The organism is Citrobacter telavivensis (assembly GCA_009363175.1).
Classification (GTDB): Bacteria; Pseudomonadota; Gammaproteobacteria; order Enterobacterales; family Enterobacteriaceae; genus Citrobacter_A; species Citrobacter_A telavivensis.
Window position 1 is genome coordinate 45,783 of the sequence record CP045203.1, and the last position, 18,473, is coordinate 64,255.

Annotated in this window: 17 protein-coding genes; 16 read left to right on the top strand and 1 reads right to left on the bottom strand. The window is 45.0% G+C overall.

Translation table 11 applies throughout. The features are described from left to right. Nucleotides 1–9 precede the first annotated feature (9 nt). From GBC03_00265 to GBC03_00310, 10 genes are all read left to right on the top strand, one after another. Nucleotides 10–1,047, top strand: coding sequence for a TraK protein (locus GBC03_00265; protein ID QFS68744.1), 1,038 nt, complete (start codon nucleotides 10–12; stop codon nucleotides 1,045–1,047). 4 nt (nucleotides 1,048–1,051) lie between these two features. Then, entirely contained in the window at nucleotides 1,052–2,449 is a 1,398-nt protein-coding gene (locus GBC03_00270) for a conjugal transfer protein TrbI (protein QFS68745.1), read from the top strand. Continuing rightward, nucleotides 2,446–3,012, top strand: coding sequence for a type IV conjugative transfer system lipoprotein TraV (gene traV / locus GBC03_00275; GenBank protein ID QFS68746.1), 567 nt, complete (start codon nucleotides 2,446–2,448; stop codon nucleotides 3,010–3,012). Before GBC03_00270 ends, traV begins: the two co-directional genes overlap by 4 nt. Before the next feature lie 93 nt (nucleotides 3,013–3,105). After that, complete coding sequence (locus GBC03_00280; protein ID QFS68747.1) at nucleotides 3,106–4,704, top strand: hypothetical protein; 1,599 nt, start codon at nucleotides 3,106–3,108, stop codon at nucleotides 4,702–4,704. Nucleotides 4,705–4,884: 180 nt separating this feature from the next. After that, nucleotides 4,885–5,649, top strand: coding sequence for a DsbC family protein (locus tag GBC03_00285; protein QFS68748.1), 765 nt, complete (start codon nucleotides 4,885–4,887; stop codon nucleotides 5,647–5,649). Nucleotides 5,650–5,676: 27 nt separating this feature from the next. Further along, on the top strand, nucleotides 5,677–8,163 hold the full coding sequence (gene traC / locus GBC03_00290) for a type IV secretion system protein TraC (protein QFS68749.1): 2,487 nt from the start codon (nucleotides 5,677–5,679) through the stop codon (nucleotides 8,161–8,163). After that, nucleotides 8,160–8,432 carry a hypothetical protein gene (locus tag GBC03_00295; GenBank protein QFS68750.1) on the top strand — a complete coding sequence of 91 codons (273 nt, stop codon included), beginning with the start codon at nucleotides 8,160–8,162 and terminating at the stop codon, nucleotides 8,430–8,432. The genes traC and GBC03_00295 overlap by 4 nt, the downstream gene beginning before the upstream one ends. A 10-nt stretch (nucleotides 8,433–8,442) precedes the next feature. After that, nucleotides 8,443–8,967: a signal peptidase I gene (gene lepB / locus GBC03_00300; GenBank protein ID QFS68751.1), complete on the top strand. Its 525-nt coding sequence runs from the start codon at nucleotides 8,443–8,445 to the stop codon at nucleotides 8,965–8,967. A gap of 203 nt (nucleotides 8,968–9,170) precedes the next feature. Next, a complete protein-coding gene (locus GBC03_00305) occupies nucleotides 9,171–10,274 on the top strand; it encodes a conjugal transfer protein (protein QFS68948.1) in 1,104 nt (367 codons plus the stop codon). After that, nucleotides 10,271–11,338 (top strand): traU family protein, encoded by a 1,068-nt coding sequence (locus GBC03_00310; GenBank protein QFS68752.1) that lies wholly within the window; start codon nucleotides 10,271–10,273, stop codon nucleotides 11,336–11,338. The genes GBC03_00305 and GBC03_00310 overlap by 4 nt, the downstream gene beginning before the upstream one ends. Nucleotides 11,339–11,386: 48 nt before the next feature. Here the strand turns inward: GBC03_00310 and GBC03_00315 are convergent, their stop codons facing one another. Continuing rightward, nucleotides 11,387–12,133: a DUF1845 domain-containing protein gene (locus GBC03_00315; GenBank protein QFS68753.1), complete on the bottom strand. Its 747-nt coding sequence runs from the start codon at nucleotides 12,131–12,133 to the stop codon at nucleotides 11,387–11,389. A 437-nt stretch (nucleotides 12,134–12,570) separates the two neighbouring features. On the opposite strand from GBC03_00315, the gene GBC03_00320 reads away from it, so the two are divergent. The 6 genes from GBC03_00320 to GBC03_00345 all read left to right on the top strand — a co-directional run bounded on the left by GBC03_00320 (nucleotide 12,571) and on the right by GBC03_00345 (nucleotide 18,424). After that, nucleotides 12,571–13,182: a nickase gene (locus GBC03_00320; protein ID QFS68754.1), complete on the top strand. Its 612-nt coding sequence runs from the start codon at nucleotides 12,571–12,573 to the stop codon at nucleotides 13,180–13,182. A 62-nt stretch (nucleotides 13,183–13,244) separates the two neighbouring features. Next, entirely contained in the window at nucleotides 13,245–13,745 is a 501-nt protein-coding gene (locus tag GBC03_00325) for a hypothetical protein (GenBank protein ID QFS68755.1), read from the top strand. A gap of 366 nt (nucleotides 13,746–14,111) precedes the next feature. Then, nucleotides 14,112–14,876: a single-stranded DNA-binding protein gene (locus GBC03_00330; GenBank protein ID QFS68756.1), complete on the top strand. Its 765-nt coding sequence runs from the start codon at nucleotides 14,112–14,114 to the stop codon at nucleotides 14,874–14,876. Between the two features lie 75 nt (nucleotides 14,877–14,951). Continuing rightward, nucleotides 14,952–16,508, top strand: a complete 1,557-nt coding sequence (locus GBC03_00335) for a DNA recombinase (GenBank protein QFS68757.1) — start codon at nucleotides 14,952–14,954, stop codon at nucleotides 16,506–16,508. A 57-nt stretch (nucleotides 16,509–16,565) separates the two neighbouring features. After that, entirely contained in the window at nucleotides 16,566–17,675 is a 1,110-nt protein-coding gene (locus GBC03_00340) for a DNA recombinase (GenBank protein QFS68758.1), read from the top strand. A 371-nt stretch (nucleotides 17,676–18,046) separates the two neighbouring features. Next, complete coding sequence (locus GBC03_00345; GenBank protein ID QFS68759.1) at nucleotides 18,047–18,424, top strand: hypothetical protein; 378 nt, start codon at nucleotides 18,047–18,049, stop codon at nucleotides 18,422–18,424. Nucleotides 18,425–18,473: the final 49 nt, after the last annotated feature.

Consider the following 18,473-nt stretch of genomic DNA (forward strand, 5'->3'; position numbering starts at 1 on the left):
GCGGGCGAAATGTCTGTTGATCAAGGCATGGTATTTGAGCAGCCTGATGCGCAGTCGCAACCCAAAGTCACTGCAAAACTCGCCTCTCGACCAGCATCCTCAACTCAGGCAATGCTCAGCACAGAAACACGCCCATATCCTGACAACTATACACCACCAGCAAGTAACTCTATCAATGGCGGGAGTGAACCAGCTATTGATGGCCGTAATATTCAACCAGTACCTGCTGCAATTGCCAGTCCCGTTCCACTCACAAAAGAAGTCATTCCTTCTCGGCTGGAATATATCGTTGCGCCTGGCGTGAACACCCTCGTACCGATTTCGATTAACCAGATCAACCGGCTTGTTACACCGTTTGAACACCCTGTAGTGCAGAAAGTTAAACAGGAGGGTGTAACTGTAAATGTAAAAGATAACGCTCTCTACGTTTCCACCTCAGACAGTAACCCGGCAAGTCTCTATATCAGTGAGAAAGGTGACGAAAGTGTAGCGATCTCCGTGTCGTTAGTACCTCAGAAAATTGCACCGGTGCAAGCCACTCTCATGCTTTCACGAAAGCTGAACAACACGAGTACTTCTGGTGTTATGCCTGCGGCATATAACAACTATGGTGGAAGCGAAGTCAAAGCCAGGCGATGGGAACAGAAAGATAATTACATCGAGACGATTCGCAACATAATGCGAACCATCGCGCTTGGGGACATTCCACCCGGATACTCTCTGGGAAATCTCTCTTCAGGAGTTGGTATCCCGAACTGTAATTTCCGCACGGGTACTGACCAGGATCAGATTCGCTACTCCTTTGCAAATGGCCAGTATCTTCAGGGTAGTCAATTCAGTGTCATCATCGGCGTTGCACAAAACACTGGTTCATCAACAGTAATGGTTGATGAATCACTCTGCACCCATCCTCAGCTTGCAGCAAGAGCACTATGGAGTCGCAACACTCTCCAGCCTGGCCAGCGAACTGAAGCTTACTTCGTTATCCGCAACATCCAGCCAAACGAACAAGCTAACGATTCCATGCGCCCTAAACTCGCGGAGTAAAATCATGCTTATCCCCTTAAAAGAGAAATGGGCCTCAATTTCAGCAAAGCATAAAAAATGGGTTTTATGGGCTGGCGTATTTACTTTCGCCGTTCTTTTTTTGCTCTTGGTTATACCCGACTCAGCTGGCCCCCGAAATCGAGCGCCACAAGAAAAAGTGATTGCCAGCGTCCTTACCGATGGTGATACCAATGGAGTTAGCCAGAATGCTATTGCGGCGCGAATTCGCGCACTCGACAAGACCATTAAAGAGCAAGGTCAACTGATTAAAACGTTAACCGAGAAATATGGTGCTGATCAGACAGCTCAGCGTCTTAGCAATCTGGAGAACAACCAGAAAAAATCAGGCGCTGAGGTTGCAGCTATTAAGAAACGCGTTGATACCGTCTCTAACCCTGTGCCTTACTCACAACAGTCTCGCGGAGCGACACCACTGGCTGGAAACGGCCAACGTAACGTCCCTACTCTGTATAAACCTGAAGAGATATCTGCCCCTTCAGTTGCGCCAAGAAACTCAGGAAGTTTCAATAACGGGAAAACATTACAGCGCGTATACGAAGATGCGGCCCCCCCTGTCGTACCGGAACCCGCAGCAAACCAGCGTCAGCAGAAAGGGAAGGATGGCAAAGCAGTACCAAGCCAGGCAACTCCTGAAATCATCACTGTACAGGAAGATATTGAAGCCGCACCCGTTGCTGACGAAGATGATAACCCCGAGAACCAGACCTACCTTCCTGCAACGTCGATCATAAGTACTGTTTTGATTGCGGGGATGGATGCACCAACATCTCGTGATGCACGAAAAGACCCTTATCCGGCGCTGGCCAGGGTGAAAAAGGATGCAATTCTCCCAAACCGTTTCCGTGCAGATATACGTGAATGCGGAATGCTTGCAGCTGGGTTCGGTGATTTGTCCTCCGAAAGAGCTTATTTCAGATCGGAAGTCATAACGTGCATTCGGGATGACGGTGCAGTTTTTGAAGCCCCACTCGTAGCCTACGCTGTTGGTGAAGATGGTAAATCAGGTGTTCGTGGTCGACTGGTTACCAAACAAGGGCAATACCTGGCACGAGCCCTGACCGCTGGCTTCCTACAGGCTGCATCTCAGCTCTTTAACGTACAGAGTATTCCGACAATCAGTATTAAACGCGATGGAGATAGTAGTGACGCTACTCCTTACCAGCAGGTTATGAGCTCTGACGCACTCCAGGGCGCAGCAGTTTCTGGCGTAGGTGGCGCATTGAATCGTCTTGCCGATTTCTATATGCAAATGGCCGGTGACCTTTTCCCTGTAATTGAAATTGATCCAGGCCGTAGTGTTGATTTTATTGTGCAAAAAGGGGTCATGCTGAAATTCACACGTGTTACTTCAAAAACTCAAACCGTTGGGGGCAAGAAATGATGACGAAGAAAATTGTATCGGCATTGTTTTTAGTTAGTGCCGGTTTTGCGATGTCGGGTTGCTCACTACTGGGCCAGAACGATGAATATGGATGCAAGGGAATGCCCAATTCGGTCACATGTATGAATGTCCGAGATGTGTATGCCCTGACCGATGGAGATGATTACCAGGAGCAGATTGACACCGCATCTGAAAACCAACTTTCGGGAAAGCCTGTGGAGGTTAAGCGGCTGCGCACTACAGCCGGGAACGGTGGACGGAATACTGCCGATGGTGGTCGATACGTCCCTGTGCCTGCTACTGCTGCTGATCCTCAACCCATCCGAACGCAATCTATCGTCATGCGGGTGCTGGTTGACCCCTATGAGACCGCAGATGGAGACCTTAACGTCCCTGGCTACGTCTATACCGAGATTGAGCCGCGTCGTTGGGAAGTCGGTGCAAGAAATAGTGCCACATCAACTGCTGTTATCAGACCAATGTCTGCACCGGTTGCCGCTGCTCCAGCACAATCCCAGGGTGAGACATCACAACCTCCTCAGAAAGGGAGTTACATTAAATAATTGTCCAGTAGTACCGGTATACCGGTACTACTTTTTTCATGTGCTGTATTCCTTGGTCGTCTTTTTAATACCCATCACTGAAAAGGTAAGCACATGAAACAAAAGTCATTATATATTGCTATTGTTCTGGCACTTCATTGTGCTGTAGCCGTGGCAGATAACTCAATCGATAGCACCCAAATTGACGAAGTTACTGTAAATGGTGATGGCAATAACATTTCAGGGCTAACACCCTGTGCAACCCCATCAAACTGTAAATCACCACTCGGCAACTCAAGTGTTTCAGGGAATAACAACACAATTACTTCGTTAACAAACTATATTATTACCGGAAGCAATAATGACTTATCATTTAGTTACGACCCAAGCCAATTCTGGAATGACTACGCCAATAGTTTCAATGTTTACGGGAATAATAATACTGGCACTGGTCTTTTTGATTTGAATCTGGTTGGGAGTGACAATAAAGTTCTAGGACAAAACCTTGCCGTTATGGGTTATAGCAATAACGTTTCAGGAAGTGCATTGCAAGTAATAGGCTCTTATAACGAACTGGATATGGTAGGTATGGGAGCAATTCTTGGTTCCAGAAACACTGCTACTAATTACGCTGGTTCTATAATGGGTACATTCAATACGGTGAGTGGTGGTTCCTACGCTTTGACTATCGGTTCCTTAAACAATATTACAGCTGCACCGATTAATGACCCCTCTGCTGTTTTTAAATTTGGCAACATCACAATCGGCACAATTAATACCATTGATTCCGACGAATCGATCGTGCTTGGCAACTACAATACTGTATCCGATGATAACGCAATTGTTATTGGTAATTATGCTTCTGCTTCAAATGGAGGTATTTCCATTGGGAACGGTTCATTCTCCAATAGTGCTGATACCGTATCGTTTGGTTCAGCTACGGTACAAAGAACACTGACTAATGTTGCTGATGGTTCCAGCCGGTATGATGCGGTGAACTATGGTCAGCTCATGAATTCCGTTAGTTCACTTCAGGCGTACACTGATAGTGCCATCAGTTCGTACCTTTCATCCATTGGCTCTGGCTCTAACACAACGCCACCTACTACAGGCGGAAATAACAATAACGGTACGGACGGCAGCGGGACAGGAAGTGGTACAGGGTCTGGTAGCAGTAACGACAATAGCCAGACTGCCACGGATACTAATACTTATACCGACGAGCGTGAAGTGTCGATCAACGCTCGTACCGACAGTCTAATTGCAACTGAAAGCGCATCCCGAGTTGCTGGCGATGCTCAAACTCTTGTAAGTGCAAACAGTCATACGGATGCCCGTGAATCTGTCATCAACTCAAGGACTGATTTCCTTGTCGATACTGAGCGCCAGTCACGGATTGATGGTGACCGACAGACCTTGGCTTCAGCTAATAGCTACACAAACCAGAAGTTCTCTGACCTTAAAAAGACGGTTGACCGTAATGATAAAAGAGCAAAAGCAGGCTCAGCAAGCGCAATTGCTATCGCTTCAATTCCCTTCCTCAATAACGTGTCGGGTTTTGGCATGGCGATGGGCGCGTACCGAGACCAGGGGGCAATTTCGGGAGGAGCGAATTACGCTATCAATGAAAAAGTAAACGTCCGCTTTAGCATGTCGGCTGATACAGCCGGTGGTGTTGGAGCTGGTGCAGGATTTGCGGTTGGCTTCCAGTAATAATAAAGCATAAATAAAAAGCCACTTTTTTGTGGCTTTTTATTTGGACTAATTGAGTAATTAAAACCGATATTAACATTTCATCACTTCCTTTTTTTGGGGACAGTTTGCAGCCCTTTTCCCTGCGGCAAAATAAATCAATATGTGAAAATGAAACCTCTCTCATTTGGAGCGGTTACTATGAACTTTATCAAACATGTCGCGACTGCGGCACTTTTGGTGGCACTTTCTGCATCAGCTTCTGTATTCGCCGATACAGTAAAAACAAACACCGGGAATATCGATACGATTTTCAATGAAAAAGCGTTCAAGAACATTCCTCAGAATTCGCAGGAAGTAAAACGTTTTGTCGTCCCTACTAACGGCATCATCGCACTAGAGATTGATGGGAAAGTTAATTTGCTGTCTTCTAATGGCCGCTTCGTTATACAGGGAACGCTCTATGACACATGGGCTAAAAAGCCTCTGACCACCATGAGCGAAATAACCAAGAACGCCAGCATCATTCCGATGAAAGAGCTGAACCTAAATATCGCGGACTTGCGCCCAGCCGTATGGGGCGATGGGCCTAAAAAGGTCATGATATTTACCGCACCTGGTTGTGAAGCCTGTGCAGCCCCACTTTCAGCACTTGCTGACCTCGACCCGAAAGAATTCACCGTTAGCGTTCTGTCGCTCGGAGCTCTGGGCCCGGCAAGCCAGCAGCGAAATATTGAATTGTATTGTGCATCCGACCGCTACCGCGCAGACCGCGCAATTATCAGCGGAAATTCCACTCAGAAATTCGACCAGGTAAAGAACTGCGATATGCAGGCTCTGGCTCGACGTGAAGTTACGGCTCAGATACTAGGTGTCAGCATGATCCCTTTCATTGTGCGTGATGACGGCTCCTACGTACTCGGCTCACCAAAACAAGGCCTCAAAAACTTTATCGAGAACAAGTAACACTTTCTTGGGAATCCTGGAGGCATTATGAGTGAATCTTTAATTTTTCAGCGACTCAAAAACCTGAAGCGTTTTTCTGACTTGTGTCCTGTACGTGCATATGACGAATCCAATCATTTGTTTATGTGCGACAACAAATATGTTGGTTTCGGATTTGTTTGTCGTCCCTTAAGCGGGACAACCGGCAAGGAGATGACTAACCTTCAAACGTTGCTGTCTTCCAACTTCCCCGCCAAAACTATCGTTCAGTTTGACCTGGTTGCAAGCCCAAACATCGTACAGAAAATTAACCGGATGGACGTATTGCGTATGGATTGCCGGGACGCAATCCTGCGTAACGCAATTTATAACCGCTCTAAATTCCTTTTGAAAAGCACCGAAACGCCGATGAAGCGAACCGGGACTCGCGTCCGAAATTGTGTGCTTCTCATTACAGTAAAAATTCCGATCAAATATAACTATGAAATGCGTGAAGAAGAATTCAATCACGTTAACGAGCTGCGGAATGTGTTCGAAACGACGCTGAGCATCACTGGTTTGTGTCCCGGTGCATTGACGCGTGAAAGTTACATCGATGTTCTGAGCTCCATTTGCAACCAGGGTGAAAGCGCCTCCTGGAGAGACCGGACGCCGGTACAGCCACAAGAAGACAAGTACATTTCAGAACAGTTAGTCGACCACGATCGCATGTTTTTCATTAAGAAAGACTATTGCGGTTTTGGTGATCCGACAGATTCCGAGCTTCGTGGAGAAGCACCTACACCGACAACGTTTGTGAAAACATTGAGTGCGCGAAAATTCCCGAAAAGATTCTTTCCCGGGCAAGCGCAATACTTTCTCGGCGATATGATGAGTGGTGTTACTGGAATTAAATCATCCTGCATCATCTCAATGAGCCTGATTTTCTTTGATCAGCAAAGTGAAAAAACTAAATTCACCTCGAAACGTAACTGGGTTGTTCAGCAAACCAGTGGCCCATTAATTAAGTGGGTTCCATCACTCATAAACTTGCGTGAGGGCTTCGATCTTCTTAGCGAAAAAGTTGATAACAACGACCCAATTTGCAAAGCCAAATTTACGGTATCAATCTTCTCTAACTCAAAAGATGGCGTGTTACGCGCTGCTCAGGAAGCTGCAAGTTATCTGAACACCTATCAGTTTAAGATGATCCCAGATACCTACTATGTTGCGCCAATTTTCCTGTCAGCTCTGCCAATGTTTAACGAAGCATCAGCAGAAAAGTCCATTGGCCGATATCGAACAATGGCACTCAGTGAAGCGATGGTACTTTCACCTCTCTATGCAGATTGGCAAGGTACAGACAAACCCGCCTTAATGCTGACATCGCGCTCTGGCCAGATCCAATCACTGGACTTGTTTGATTCTGATACTAACTATAACGCCTGTATCGCAGCTGAGTCGGGGTCGGGTAAGTCATTCCTGACAAACTACATTATCACCGCCTACAGAAGCCTCGGGGCTAAAGTCTGGTGTATTGATGTAGGTGACTCGTACAAAAATATCTGTGAGACCTACCAGGGCGATTATCTCGACTTCAATCCCAAAACCAGGCCATGTCTTAACTTCTTCGAACTGATCGAAGACTATTTCGGTGAGTCTGAAGATGATGACTCCAGTGGCGGTGAAGAAGATCTGATCATCGGATTGTTATCGGTGATGGCAGCTCCTAAAGAAGGTCTGAATTCATTCGAAGAGTCTCGACTTAAACAACATGTAGCTGATCTTGTCCGTGTACACAAGAAGCTGACCACCGTTGATATGGTTGCTGATTCACTGCTGAAAGATGAAGATAAAGACATTAAACGTATTGGCCATCAGCTCTATCCGTTCACGAGTGCGGGCCAGTACGGGAAGTACTTTGTTGGTAAGAACAATATCGACTTCAAAAATCCGTTCACTGTACTTGAACTTTCCCGACTGGAAAGTTCAGAACACCTTAAACAGGTTGTCCTCCTTCAGCTGATTTATCAAATCCAGCAGGACATGTTCATGGGCGACCGTAGCCAGATGAAGCTGGTCATTATCGATGAGGCCTGGGCATTGTTATCAGGAAATATCGGGGCGTTCATCGAGAAAGGTTATCGCCGGTTCCGTAAATATAACGGAGCTGCAATTACCATCACCCAGTCTATCAACGATATTTACAAAGATAGTATCGGGAAATCGATCGCAGATAACTCAGCCTTTATGCTCTTGCTGGGGCAAAGTGAATCCGCAGTGAACGAAGCTGAAGCAAATAAACGTCTGGCGCTGGACGAGGCTGGTTACCGGTTCCTTAAAACCGTTCGTTCCACGAAAGGTGTCTACTCAGAAATCTTTGTCATTTCTAAAGCGGGCCAGGGTATTTGCAGACTTGTGGTTGACCCATTCAGCTTACTTCTCTATTCGACTGACCCGAAAGACGTTGCCGCGATCAAAGACAGAAAGTCCCGGGGGATCAATACCGAAGAGGCTATCAACGAAATTCTGGTTGAGCGGGGGTTAGCCGCATGATTAAAACCGCTGCAATTGCGCTGCTTTTTGGTTTCATCGGAGCCGCCCTTTTTGGGCGGTTATTCCCACCAGCCTCGCCCTATGACTATGTTGCAGTCATCAACTTTATGGACGATAAAGGTCAACCGTTAGGTGAAGCCCAGTCAAGGCTGGTATTAGCCCGCGCTGAGAAACTGTCAGAGGCGGGGTATCTTGTGCTCAATGCCTCAGCCCTTTATAGCTACCCTACGGGGCTCAAGATCCCCCAGACCATCAACACTCAGCAATAGCGGTGGGCGAATGAATACACCCAAATCAGTATGGAGCTTAATATTTCGTAAAAAGCGAAGCTGGAGGCAACATATTGTTTTCAGCATCGTTGTTATTTTCTTAACCGCACCGCTGACGCTATACGTGCTTAACCGGTATGAGATTGGTATCGATCCACAAAATAACCAATGTCTTCCTCCGTACCGAATATATCTCGTCGATAAAATGGACAAATCAATCGTCAAAGGGAAAATTTACGCCTTTCATTCTGAGCTAATGCAACCATATGGCAAAGGGCTGAAAATTGTTGATGGCATTGCGGGAGACACAGTCTCCGTTGATCCCGAAGAGACTGCAATTAACGGCTCTATGGTCGGTGAGGGACTGGCATTAGCAGCAGAATCTGGCCATACCGAACAGGAGCTAACGCGTAGTGGTGTCGTACCGAATGGTCGCCTGTGGATGATGGGGCGCACCAGATACAGTTTTGATTCCAGGTACTGGGGATCATTAGACGAGTCACAAATTATAGGCCGAGCGTATCCATTATGGTAAAAAAAACACCTTTTCGACTTTCGATATTGGCATTTGTAACCGCTGTTGTTTTCACTCCAGTCTGGGCCGAAAACACTGGTATCTATTTAAGTGATCTGCCGTCAAGACCGGTATCCAACTTAGATAATATTCCGACAAGACCGGCTAATAACTACTCAGTCACTGACATTCAAAAAGCTAAGCGTCAATTATCTGCAACTGAAATGAAAGATATTGACAGTCTCATAAAAGCGGCTCGTGATAATCAAAATGCCACTGCCGACCGCGCTACTGACACGGTTAAAGATAATCGAAAAATGATGGGTGAAATGCCCGAGTATAAAAATACAGATGAACTAGTCGATGATGCGGTAAGAGGAGCGTTAGCAAAGTCTGATATGACTAACGAGAAACAAAATAAGCCAGCCGGTGATTTTATTTATATTCTCGTCTCCGCGTCTCTCAGCGATGCTGAAATCACCGACATTCTCAAGTTATACGATGGACGCACGGATATCGCTCTGGTTGTCCAGGGGGCAAAAGATAAAAAGAACCTGCTTGATGAACTTACCCACTGGCAGAAACTTTCCTTCGACTCCAAGTCTTCTCTGGCCGTAAACCTCGATCCAACTGTATTCAAAAACTACAACGTTAGTTCTGTACCGACCATTATCCATGAAAAAGATGGTGAGCTGGTGGCCAGGGTGACAGGCATCTATGACATCGCGTACCTGAAAGACAAGACCGGCGACCTTGGTGTGGCCGGGCCCGCTGTTGGGGTCGTAGAGAAGAACCTTATTGATGAACTACAGGAGAGTGTCGCTAAACTCGATTTTGATGGCATGAAGAAAAAGGCCATTGATAACTACTGGCCCCGCCAGGTTTTCCAGGAATTCCCGGAAGCGACAAAGCGAGCTACCAGAACCATCGATCCGACGGTCATTATCCCTCAAAACATTACTTCACCTAACGGCGATATCGTTGCAAAACGGGGGCGATTTAACCCGCTAACTGTGATGCCATTTACCATCAAGCTAATCTTTTTCGATGCACGTGAAGAATGGCAACGCCAGTTCGCCAGGTATCAGTTTGAACATACACCAGCCTCCCTCACGCCAATACTGGTCACGACAAACGTGTATGGTGATGGCTGGCAGACCTTCCGTGACACCAAGAAAGAATACGGTGACTTCGCAAGGCTATACATGATTCAGCCAGGCATGGCCGAACATTATGGTTTGATAAACGTGCCCAGCGTTGTGACAGCCGACAGTAAGCGATTCATTAATGATGAATATTCACGCAAAGATTTTGAGGAGCTGAAATGAAAAAAATTCTCTCAGTTCTGAAATCACCCAAGACCCTGGTGCTCGCATGTCTGGCTTTTACTATGCCGGTTTTTGCGGCTGACGTTTCATCACCCGTACAGAACAAGGTCTGTCATGATAACCAAGTCTTATCAGCGAAACTCATTACGGATGTTTGCTGGAACTGTATTTTCCCGATAAAGCTTGCCGGTATTAATCTGTCGATGACAGGTACTGCACCTGACAATGCAGCATCAGGGACAGTATGTGCCTGTAAGGATGGATTGAACGTCTATCACCCGGGTGTATTGACCGCGATGTGGGAACCGAGAAAGCTCATCGAGTTAACGAGAACACCCGGGTGCATGTCATCCCTAGGAGGGGTAACACTCGACCTTGGTAATGATTTGCAGTTTGGCCCGCAGACCGATGGAGCAGCCGAGGAACAGCGGGAGCGTTTCTCAATAAGTTTCTACAACGCACATATGTATGCTATGCCGTTATTAAGAATGTTGGATATGTATCTACCCGGTCAATGTAATGCCGACCCATACAGCGATTTTGATATCATTAATTTCACGGAGATTGACCCGACCTGGAATAATACGATGCTGGCATTCTTCCAGAACCCGGAATCAGCAGCTGTGGCTAACGTGATAGCAATGCAGGCTTGCGCCGGTGAAGCAGCGGCACAATTTGCAGGTAAACAGCCAATAGACTCACTTTGGTGGTGTGCCGGTTCCTGGGGTGGGCAGTATCCTTTAACTGGATCGGTACGGAGTATGGATGCCCCCAGAACAACCAGCCTGGTCGGGATCCGTATGCTGGCCGCAGAACATCGTCGTGGACTGGCCTACCGTTCGATGGGAAACGATACTGTTTGTCGCTCCAAGATTTACCCAACGTTGCCAAAGCAACAGTACAAATTGAATATGTTCTACCCTACCCCGGAGACAAAAAACAGTCATGAGGTCGGTGAGTCCCCATACCAATGGCAAGGTGGGCCTTTCCGTTATCCAACCGGTAAAGGCCAGGACAGCACCTACATGATTTTCCAGTGGGTAGATTGTTGCCGCACAATGTAATAAAAAAACCCTGCAATGCAGGGTTTTTAATTTCTGTTTTTCGTTGAATTAAGCCTGCCGTTTAATGGCCTCATTCTGATCATCATTCGCTTCATTACTGGCATCCTGCAACACCTTTGTTTCCTGGTCTACCTGGGTAGGTTCTGTCTCAGTGCTTCCAGCCAATTCTTTTTCAGCGGCCCGGCCATTGGCCTGATTAAGCTCATCAGCAGATGCCTGCGCGTGACGTTTGAGTGATGCTGCCAGATCACGAATGAGATTATGAAGACGAGACTTAAACTCCTCGACCTCATCCTGATTAAAACAGTTATTTAACCAGAGGGTATCGATGATCTGGTGCAATTTATCAAAGTTCTGAATAATGCGGATAACCCGCAGCGCTTGCGGCGTTCTGATGCGAACCTCATGTTCTTTTGGATGGGTATACCCGACTTCATTGAGGCTGCTGCGTTCTTCTTCTTCTTTTACCGCACGGTTCAGAATAGCAATGTTATTTTCCAGTTCTTTCTCAGGCATGTCGATTACTTCGTTAACCGCCTTCAGTGTACGTTCAATCGCACCACTGTATTTAGTGCCAAGCCGTTCAAGGGCTCGGCTGTTATTGGTCAGATTGAAGAGAGCCTGGGAGATAATGTTAAAATTACGGGACTGTACCCGAATACCTTCCTGGGTGTGAAGAGTAAATTTCACGACAGCTTCAGGATTGGAATATTCGACACGAGAGTTAGGGGTTCGGTTATCCTGAGCCCCACTCTTTTTAGCTTGTTTTACGGTTTGTACCGGTGCTTTAGCCATAACAGAACCTCGGAGTTAATTTGTATGCCAATTGATTAGGCCAAAACTCAGGATAGTTGTCATTGAAAAATGGCTGCAATATGACCATGAAAAACCGACTTGAAAAATTAAACCAATATGCTTAAATGAATAAGAACCGAGCTGACGGACATCAGCACAACTTCCTAGTTAATTTCGCGCTCAACCAGCGCCCACCGGATGACCTCCTCCCGGGTTAACTACGCCTTCTACAGGCCCGAGCATCTCTGATGTGTTTAGGTTAAACCTGACATGTCTCTTTGCTTACCCAAACGGGTATTTTGGTTCTCAATCCCAAACAAAAAAAATTGTTAATCCTTTTAACTCCAGCGAATCAACAGATGTGCAGTTTTGTGTACATCCGTTTAGTTTACCTTTTAGGTAGCTAAATTTTCGCATTCTAAATTTATAGGTGATCTATGTCTGACCCAATCTCATTAATGGCAGGTATCGTATTTTTTGGTGCTGTGTATTACCGTGCCGAATATATCAGATTCCTTGGCCCAATCTGGCTGGCAATTTTTATAACGGAACGCGGTTTACTGTTCACTGGTCTCGGTTTTGTTACCGCGACTGTATGTGTAGTTGTTGCTTTACTCGTTATTTATAATTCATTCTTTACCAAGTCTGGGAAAAAATCTAATGAAGCAACTAATGGAAACATGGTTGAAGGTGTTTCTCGGGCTGGGTCAAATAATGACAAAGCCAAATATGCAAACCATCGTTTTGAAGGAAAGCTTGTTTACCACGGTCTCGAAAACTGGAAACACGATCCTAATAACGATAAATCGTATTTAGTCACAATACGTAGTGGTGGGAAAGACCATGAAATTTGGGCTGTTGGGCTCAAAAATGCTGTTGAGACTTGTGGAGCACAAGTTGGTGATATTGTTTCAGTCTGGAAAGAGTCTGAAGTAAGAACCGACAAAGCACAAGTGTTTGACGAAAGCGGTAAGGTTACAGGGTATCGTACTCTCCTTAACGAAAAACGTCGCGGCATTTGGGTTATGCAAGTACTCGCCGAAAGCTAAAATATTCTTAATTCAGGCTATAAGCCTTAACTTTTTAATCTTTTAAATATATGAGGTATATTATGACAATTGTCTATGGTAGTAGCATTGAGCCGGGTGGTATGGAACTGGATGATTACACAATGATTGCAGAGTGTGAAAATTGTGGGAAAGACTGCCGACATCGGATTTATGAAGACTGTGTTGCAGGGGCAATAAACCAGAGATTCTCTTATACGTGTAATCACTGCGGTTATCATTCCTGTAACGCTGAAGTATGTGACGTATGCGATAGCATCGAATGCGAAGAACATGCTGGTCGTTATCAGTCTAATATTTTCTTCGAAATGCATGAGCTCATTGAGCTCATGAAAATAGAGGGAGATATACTGGCAATCAGAGCAAAAATCAATGTAGGCGCTCACGACTTTGGAGATCTTTCAAAGTTAGATGATTGCCTGCATAGGCTCACCTTTCCAGGTTACTATGAACGGCGAAATACTGATCTCTATAAAGAGATATCAGATGCTTCAACCGACATGGCAATCCAAACATGGAAGCGTCTGGAACGCTTGTTATGCTAAACCTCCCTATAAAAACCCAGCGAAAGCTGGTTTTTTTTCTTTTCTGGATTGACCAACCAAACGTCGTATCATAATCTTATATCGCGGGCATCCCGCTTAACTTCTTTTAACACTCTTTATTTCGGCAACGCGCCATCCCTGAATGAATAAGTTCATTCGCACGGCTTCCCTACGCCCATAGAATTCGACACACGGTGCATCATGCATCGTGTTTTCTGCGCCGTCGAAAAAGGTGTTTTTCCTCTTGTTGAGGATACAGTGAGTCCAGCACTCTAACTGGATGCTTCACAAATCTTTCTAATTTTTGTGCCTATAGCACTAAATCATTTTAACTTTTTTAATTTAAAAATTTATGAGGTATAAACTATGCAATCCAGAGCAAAGGGTATTGTTGCGATAGAACCTAAATATGTGCCTGCATCTAACAATGCAGATTCATATATTTATTTCCGTTTGCGCTGTGACATGTCCATTAGCGGCAAGTCTCAGACCGAGTTCTATTCGATAAAAGCATTTGGTAAAGTCGCGGATTTTCTACGCGATAATATTCAAATGAATACCGAACTGTATATCGAAGCATTAGCTCGATCATTCCGTTATACAAAACATGGTATTGACCAAATGAGGACTGAGTTTCATGTTTTCATGGCTCGAATCATTCAGACTGGTCAATCAATAGATACCCGTGCAAATGAAACTGTAAAGCCACCATCTACATCAACCGTCACTTCGCTATCCCCTCAAGTAGCGCAAAAACTTAAGGACGATATGAAGTGGCAGAAAATGTCTGATGAAGAGGTAAGAACTGCTTCTGAAAAATGGAGAACAGTATATGCCGAGCAAAAGCAGCTGCACCCTGGAAAAGAGTCTGTATCACCAGACAACAATAAAAATTCAGTAGAGAAGATACCAGAAGCTTCGCCGAAGCTGGATGCTAAGAATAGAGCCGTGCAGACATCACGTCCGCAAGCCGCAACCTCTAAGCACCCTGTCAACATGCAAGCCTGGACAAATCTGCCAGCCGATAATTCGACAGCAGCCGTTATTGTAGCTCGTATGAAACTTAATGAAAAATTAAGCTCCTCCGGGCAAGTAACTTTAACTAACGCATATTCATCAGTTCGCGGTTGATATGACTGGTTGCTGATTCCTCAGCAACCTTCTTCTTTTTTAATCTTATAATTTATTTAATTTAATGAGGTATATATGTACTCAAATAAATCACGTAGTTCTGGTTCATTCTCAAACAACAATAAAGGGAACACCGATATTGTCGTTAAGATAGACAGCATTGCTCGACATATGTTGTCGCTCGAAAAGATGTTTGCATCCGCAGGTTCCAGTTCACCTCACATCTCATTCGAACGTGAATGCGTTTTTGCAAAACATATTGTCAACAATAATAACTACTTGGCTGACATAGCAGTTAATAATCCAAAGTCCTTCGAAACAGCATTCCTTCAGCTTGCAAGTAGCGGCCTTACTCTTGACCCGGCGCAGAAGCAGGCTTACCTGGTTCCACGCGATGGTCGTGTCATTCTTGACGTGTCCTATATTGGGCTCAGCAGGATGGCCACCGATGAAGGTTTATGCGAAGACATTGTGGCTGAATTAGTTTTTGAAAAGGACTCATTTAAAACCAATGGTCGTCGTTCCAGCCCAGACCACGAATTTGACCCCTTTGCTTATAAAGGGGGACTCGTTCTCACAAACACCGATCAGGGTGCTTTAGGAGATCGAGGCATGTTCAGGGGGGCTTATGTCGACTATTTAATGAAGGATGGACGTCATCTGGTATTTTTCATTGACCTTCAGGATTTAGCTCAATCTCGGGCGAAATCCGAATCTTGGGCAAAAGTGGAGAAACGGCAGTATTCACCGTGGACTCAGTTCCCTTGGAAGATGGTGCTCAAGTCAGCTATTAAGCAGACCATACACTTAATTCCTGGTAACCGTACTCGCCTGAGTTCAATGATTGAATATCTGAACACTGCTGGTGGTGAAGGTTTCCGTACAGCAACAATACCCGTCGCAGCTGCTGAAGCTGAAATGGAGGTTAGACAAGAAGCCAGGACGGCTGGTAATACGGATACTACAATCCGAACTGCAAAGTCTGATGATAAAGTTATTGAAGGTGAGTTTAATAAGCTCCCTGAAGAACCTGATTCAACCGAGCAGCAGGACATCAAGAGCAATACACCAACCGATGTTTACGATACGGCTGAGGGAAATACACCTCCAGCTGACGTAAATGGTTCGGCTGATGATATTCTCCCTCCACCCGGAGAAACCAATGGGCAGTCCAATGAAGAAATGTCTGAGCATCCCGGGGTCAGAAAATGGGCTGAACGCAGAATTAAAAAGTTAGTAAGCCGGGCAGAAAAGACGCTTGGATACGAAACTATTTTAAACGATGCAAAAAGCAGTTTCGATCTGAATGAAAGTGAGCTGGCATTCGCTCGCTTATCTTTAGAAAAATCCCGTCGGTCACTTCTCAAAAATCATTTAACTAACGCAGTAGGTAGCTTCGATTTTACTCAAGTACTTAACTTCATCGAAAAAATGGGTAAGGGTGAGTTTAAAACCGACGCGGCCAAATGGGTCGGTGAAGTCCAAGCCGAATCAATGGAAATACACAAGTTATATCTTGAGGCTGTTAATACATCTGATTTTGTGAGGCTCAATGCCGCTCTCAACAATGTGACATTTCCCCCTCTAAAAGAAATGGTAGAAGGTCTTATTGAAGATCTTCTGGCCGCTTAACTTATCCGGCAGGAAACTGCCGGTTTAACTTTCTAAATTTATCTTAAGGTGATCATTATGTCTGACATTTATGAAGTCGTTGATGTTGTGCAGGGCTCAAAGGAATGGCTCGAATGGCGTAAAACTGGTGTGACAGCAACATGCTCCCCTATTCTGTTAGAGGAGGCTGGTGCAACTAAAACGCCCTACGAACTCTATTTGCAATACGCTGGCCTGATTAAGGCAGAAGACCTTTCTGTCATTAAACAGGTTGATGCTGGTAAAAAGCTTGAAGCACTTGCCAGAAGTTACTGCGAAAAAGAGATTGGACAAATCGCCCTGCCTTTCTGTGTAAGGAACAAAAAGTATCCTTACATGATTGCTTCGCTGGATGGGCAGTTCGACGATGGTTCAATCCTTGAGATAAAGAATCTTTGCGAGAGCAAACATCTTTCTATTCTTCAGCTTGAAACCAAATCGCCAGAATTCCGTTATTACTACTGGCAAGTTCAGCACCAGCTGCTGACAACAGGCGCACCCCAGGCGTATCTTGTGTTTTGGTCGGCCACTGACCAGACCAAGGTCTTTAAAATTATGCCTTCGAAGAAAGCGTTTTATCGAGTCCAGGTTGCCTGCGAATACTTCTGGAATAAGGTTCAGACAAAAACAGCTCTACCGTTTGATAAGGAAAAAGATATTTTGCTTATCTCTGACCCTGAAATCATGTCTCAGACACAAGGCTTTAAGCTTCCAGACGACCTCGAAGCTCGTGTGGTAGACATAGCCAGACAAGTTGGAACATTGCAGCAGATGGAGAAAGAGTTGGCTTTAAAGAAAAAGCAGTTCGAAGAATACCAGAACGCGGTCAATTTATTGATCCAGGGTCTAGGTGCTTCTATTGGCTTTTCCTATAACGAGCTGGTTAGAATCGATGGCTTTGGCTTTCGTTTTCTTCAGTCTCGCGTACCGGAAAAACCGAGCTACAAACGAATCTGCGATAAATTATCTATTGACCCCAAACATCATCCAGAATGTTACGGTCAGTCATCGGTACGAAATTCGTTAAGTACCTATGAATATAAATCAACTCTGACTGATACTGTCTACATTCCTTTGGATGACACTTCCGTACTGGTATCTCCTGGTGCAGAAGAGACAGACTCAGCCCAACAATACGTTGTTTTTTAATTATTGAGCCCAGTTTAAAACTGGGCTTTTTTTTTGCTTGACCAATTACACATCCTTTATTATCTTTAAATAGCGGCTTAGTCCGCTTAACTTCAGGCAACTGCCTTTAAACACCTTCTAAATTCGGCGCTCAAGCCACTCCTGAATACCTCCTGGTATTCACAAGGATTTCTTTCGCCTAAACAAATTCGATAGCCTGCGGCTCTCATAAGCGGCAGGCTTTTTTGTCCGTCGAAAAAGGTGTTTTGTTGTCACGTAGACAACAACAAGTGCCTCAGTCACTCCCAAACTGAAACTAGTACCTAACTTCAGCCTTCATGCAAGGCCTAATTCATCTAATTCACTAATCTTTTTAAATGAGGAGTCTGATCATGTTTCTTGTAAATATGACTGCATATCTTGCATCCCCAGAACAACGGGAAATGGGCGTTATTGATGTCGATCAGCAAGTATCACACGCATTACGTGAACTGTTGACCTTTAATACCTGTCCTTCAGAAGATGTTATGACCGATAAAGCTAAAGAATTTGCTGAAATCGCTACATCACTCTGTAATAAATATAAGGCTGATGGTGTACTTGTTTATGCCAAAACCTATTTTATGCCTGTTCTGGTCTCTGCATTGAGAGCCAGAGGCATCGTTTCTTATGTAACGTATGCACCAAAGGTTACCAGTGTTGATAACAGTGGCAGTGTTAGCCGCAATTATAAGCATGTCGATTTAGTACGTGCTGATATTGCTGCATAACATCATTCTTCTTAATTAATTTTTAATTTTTAAATCTATCTAATTTAAT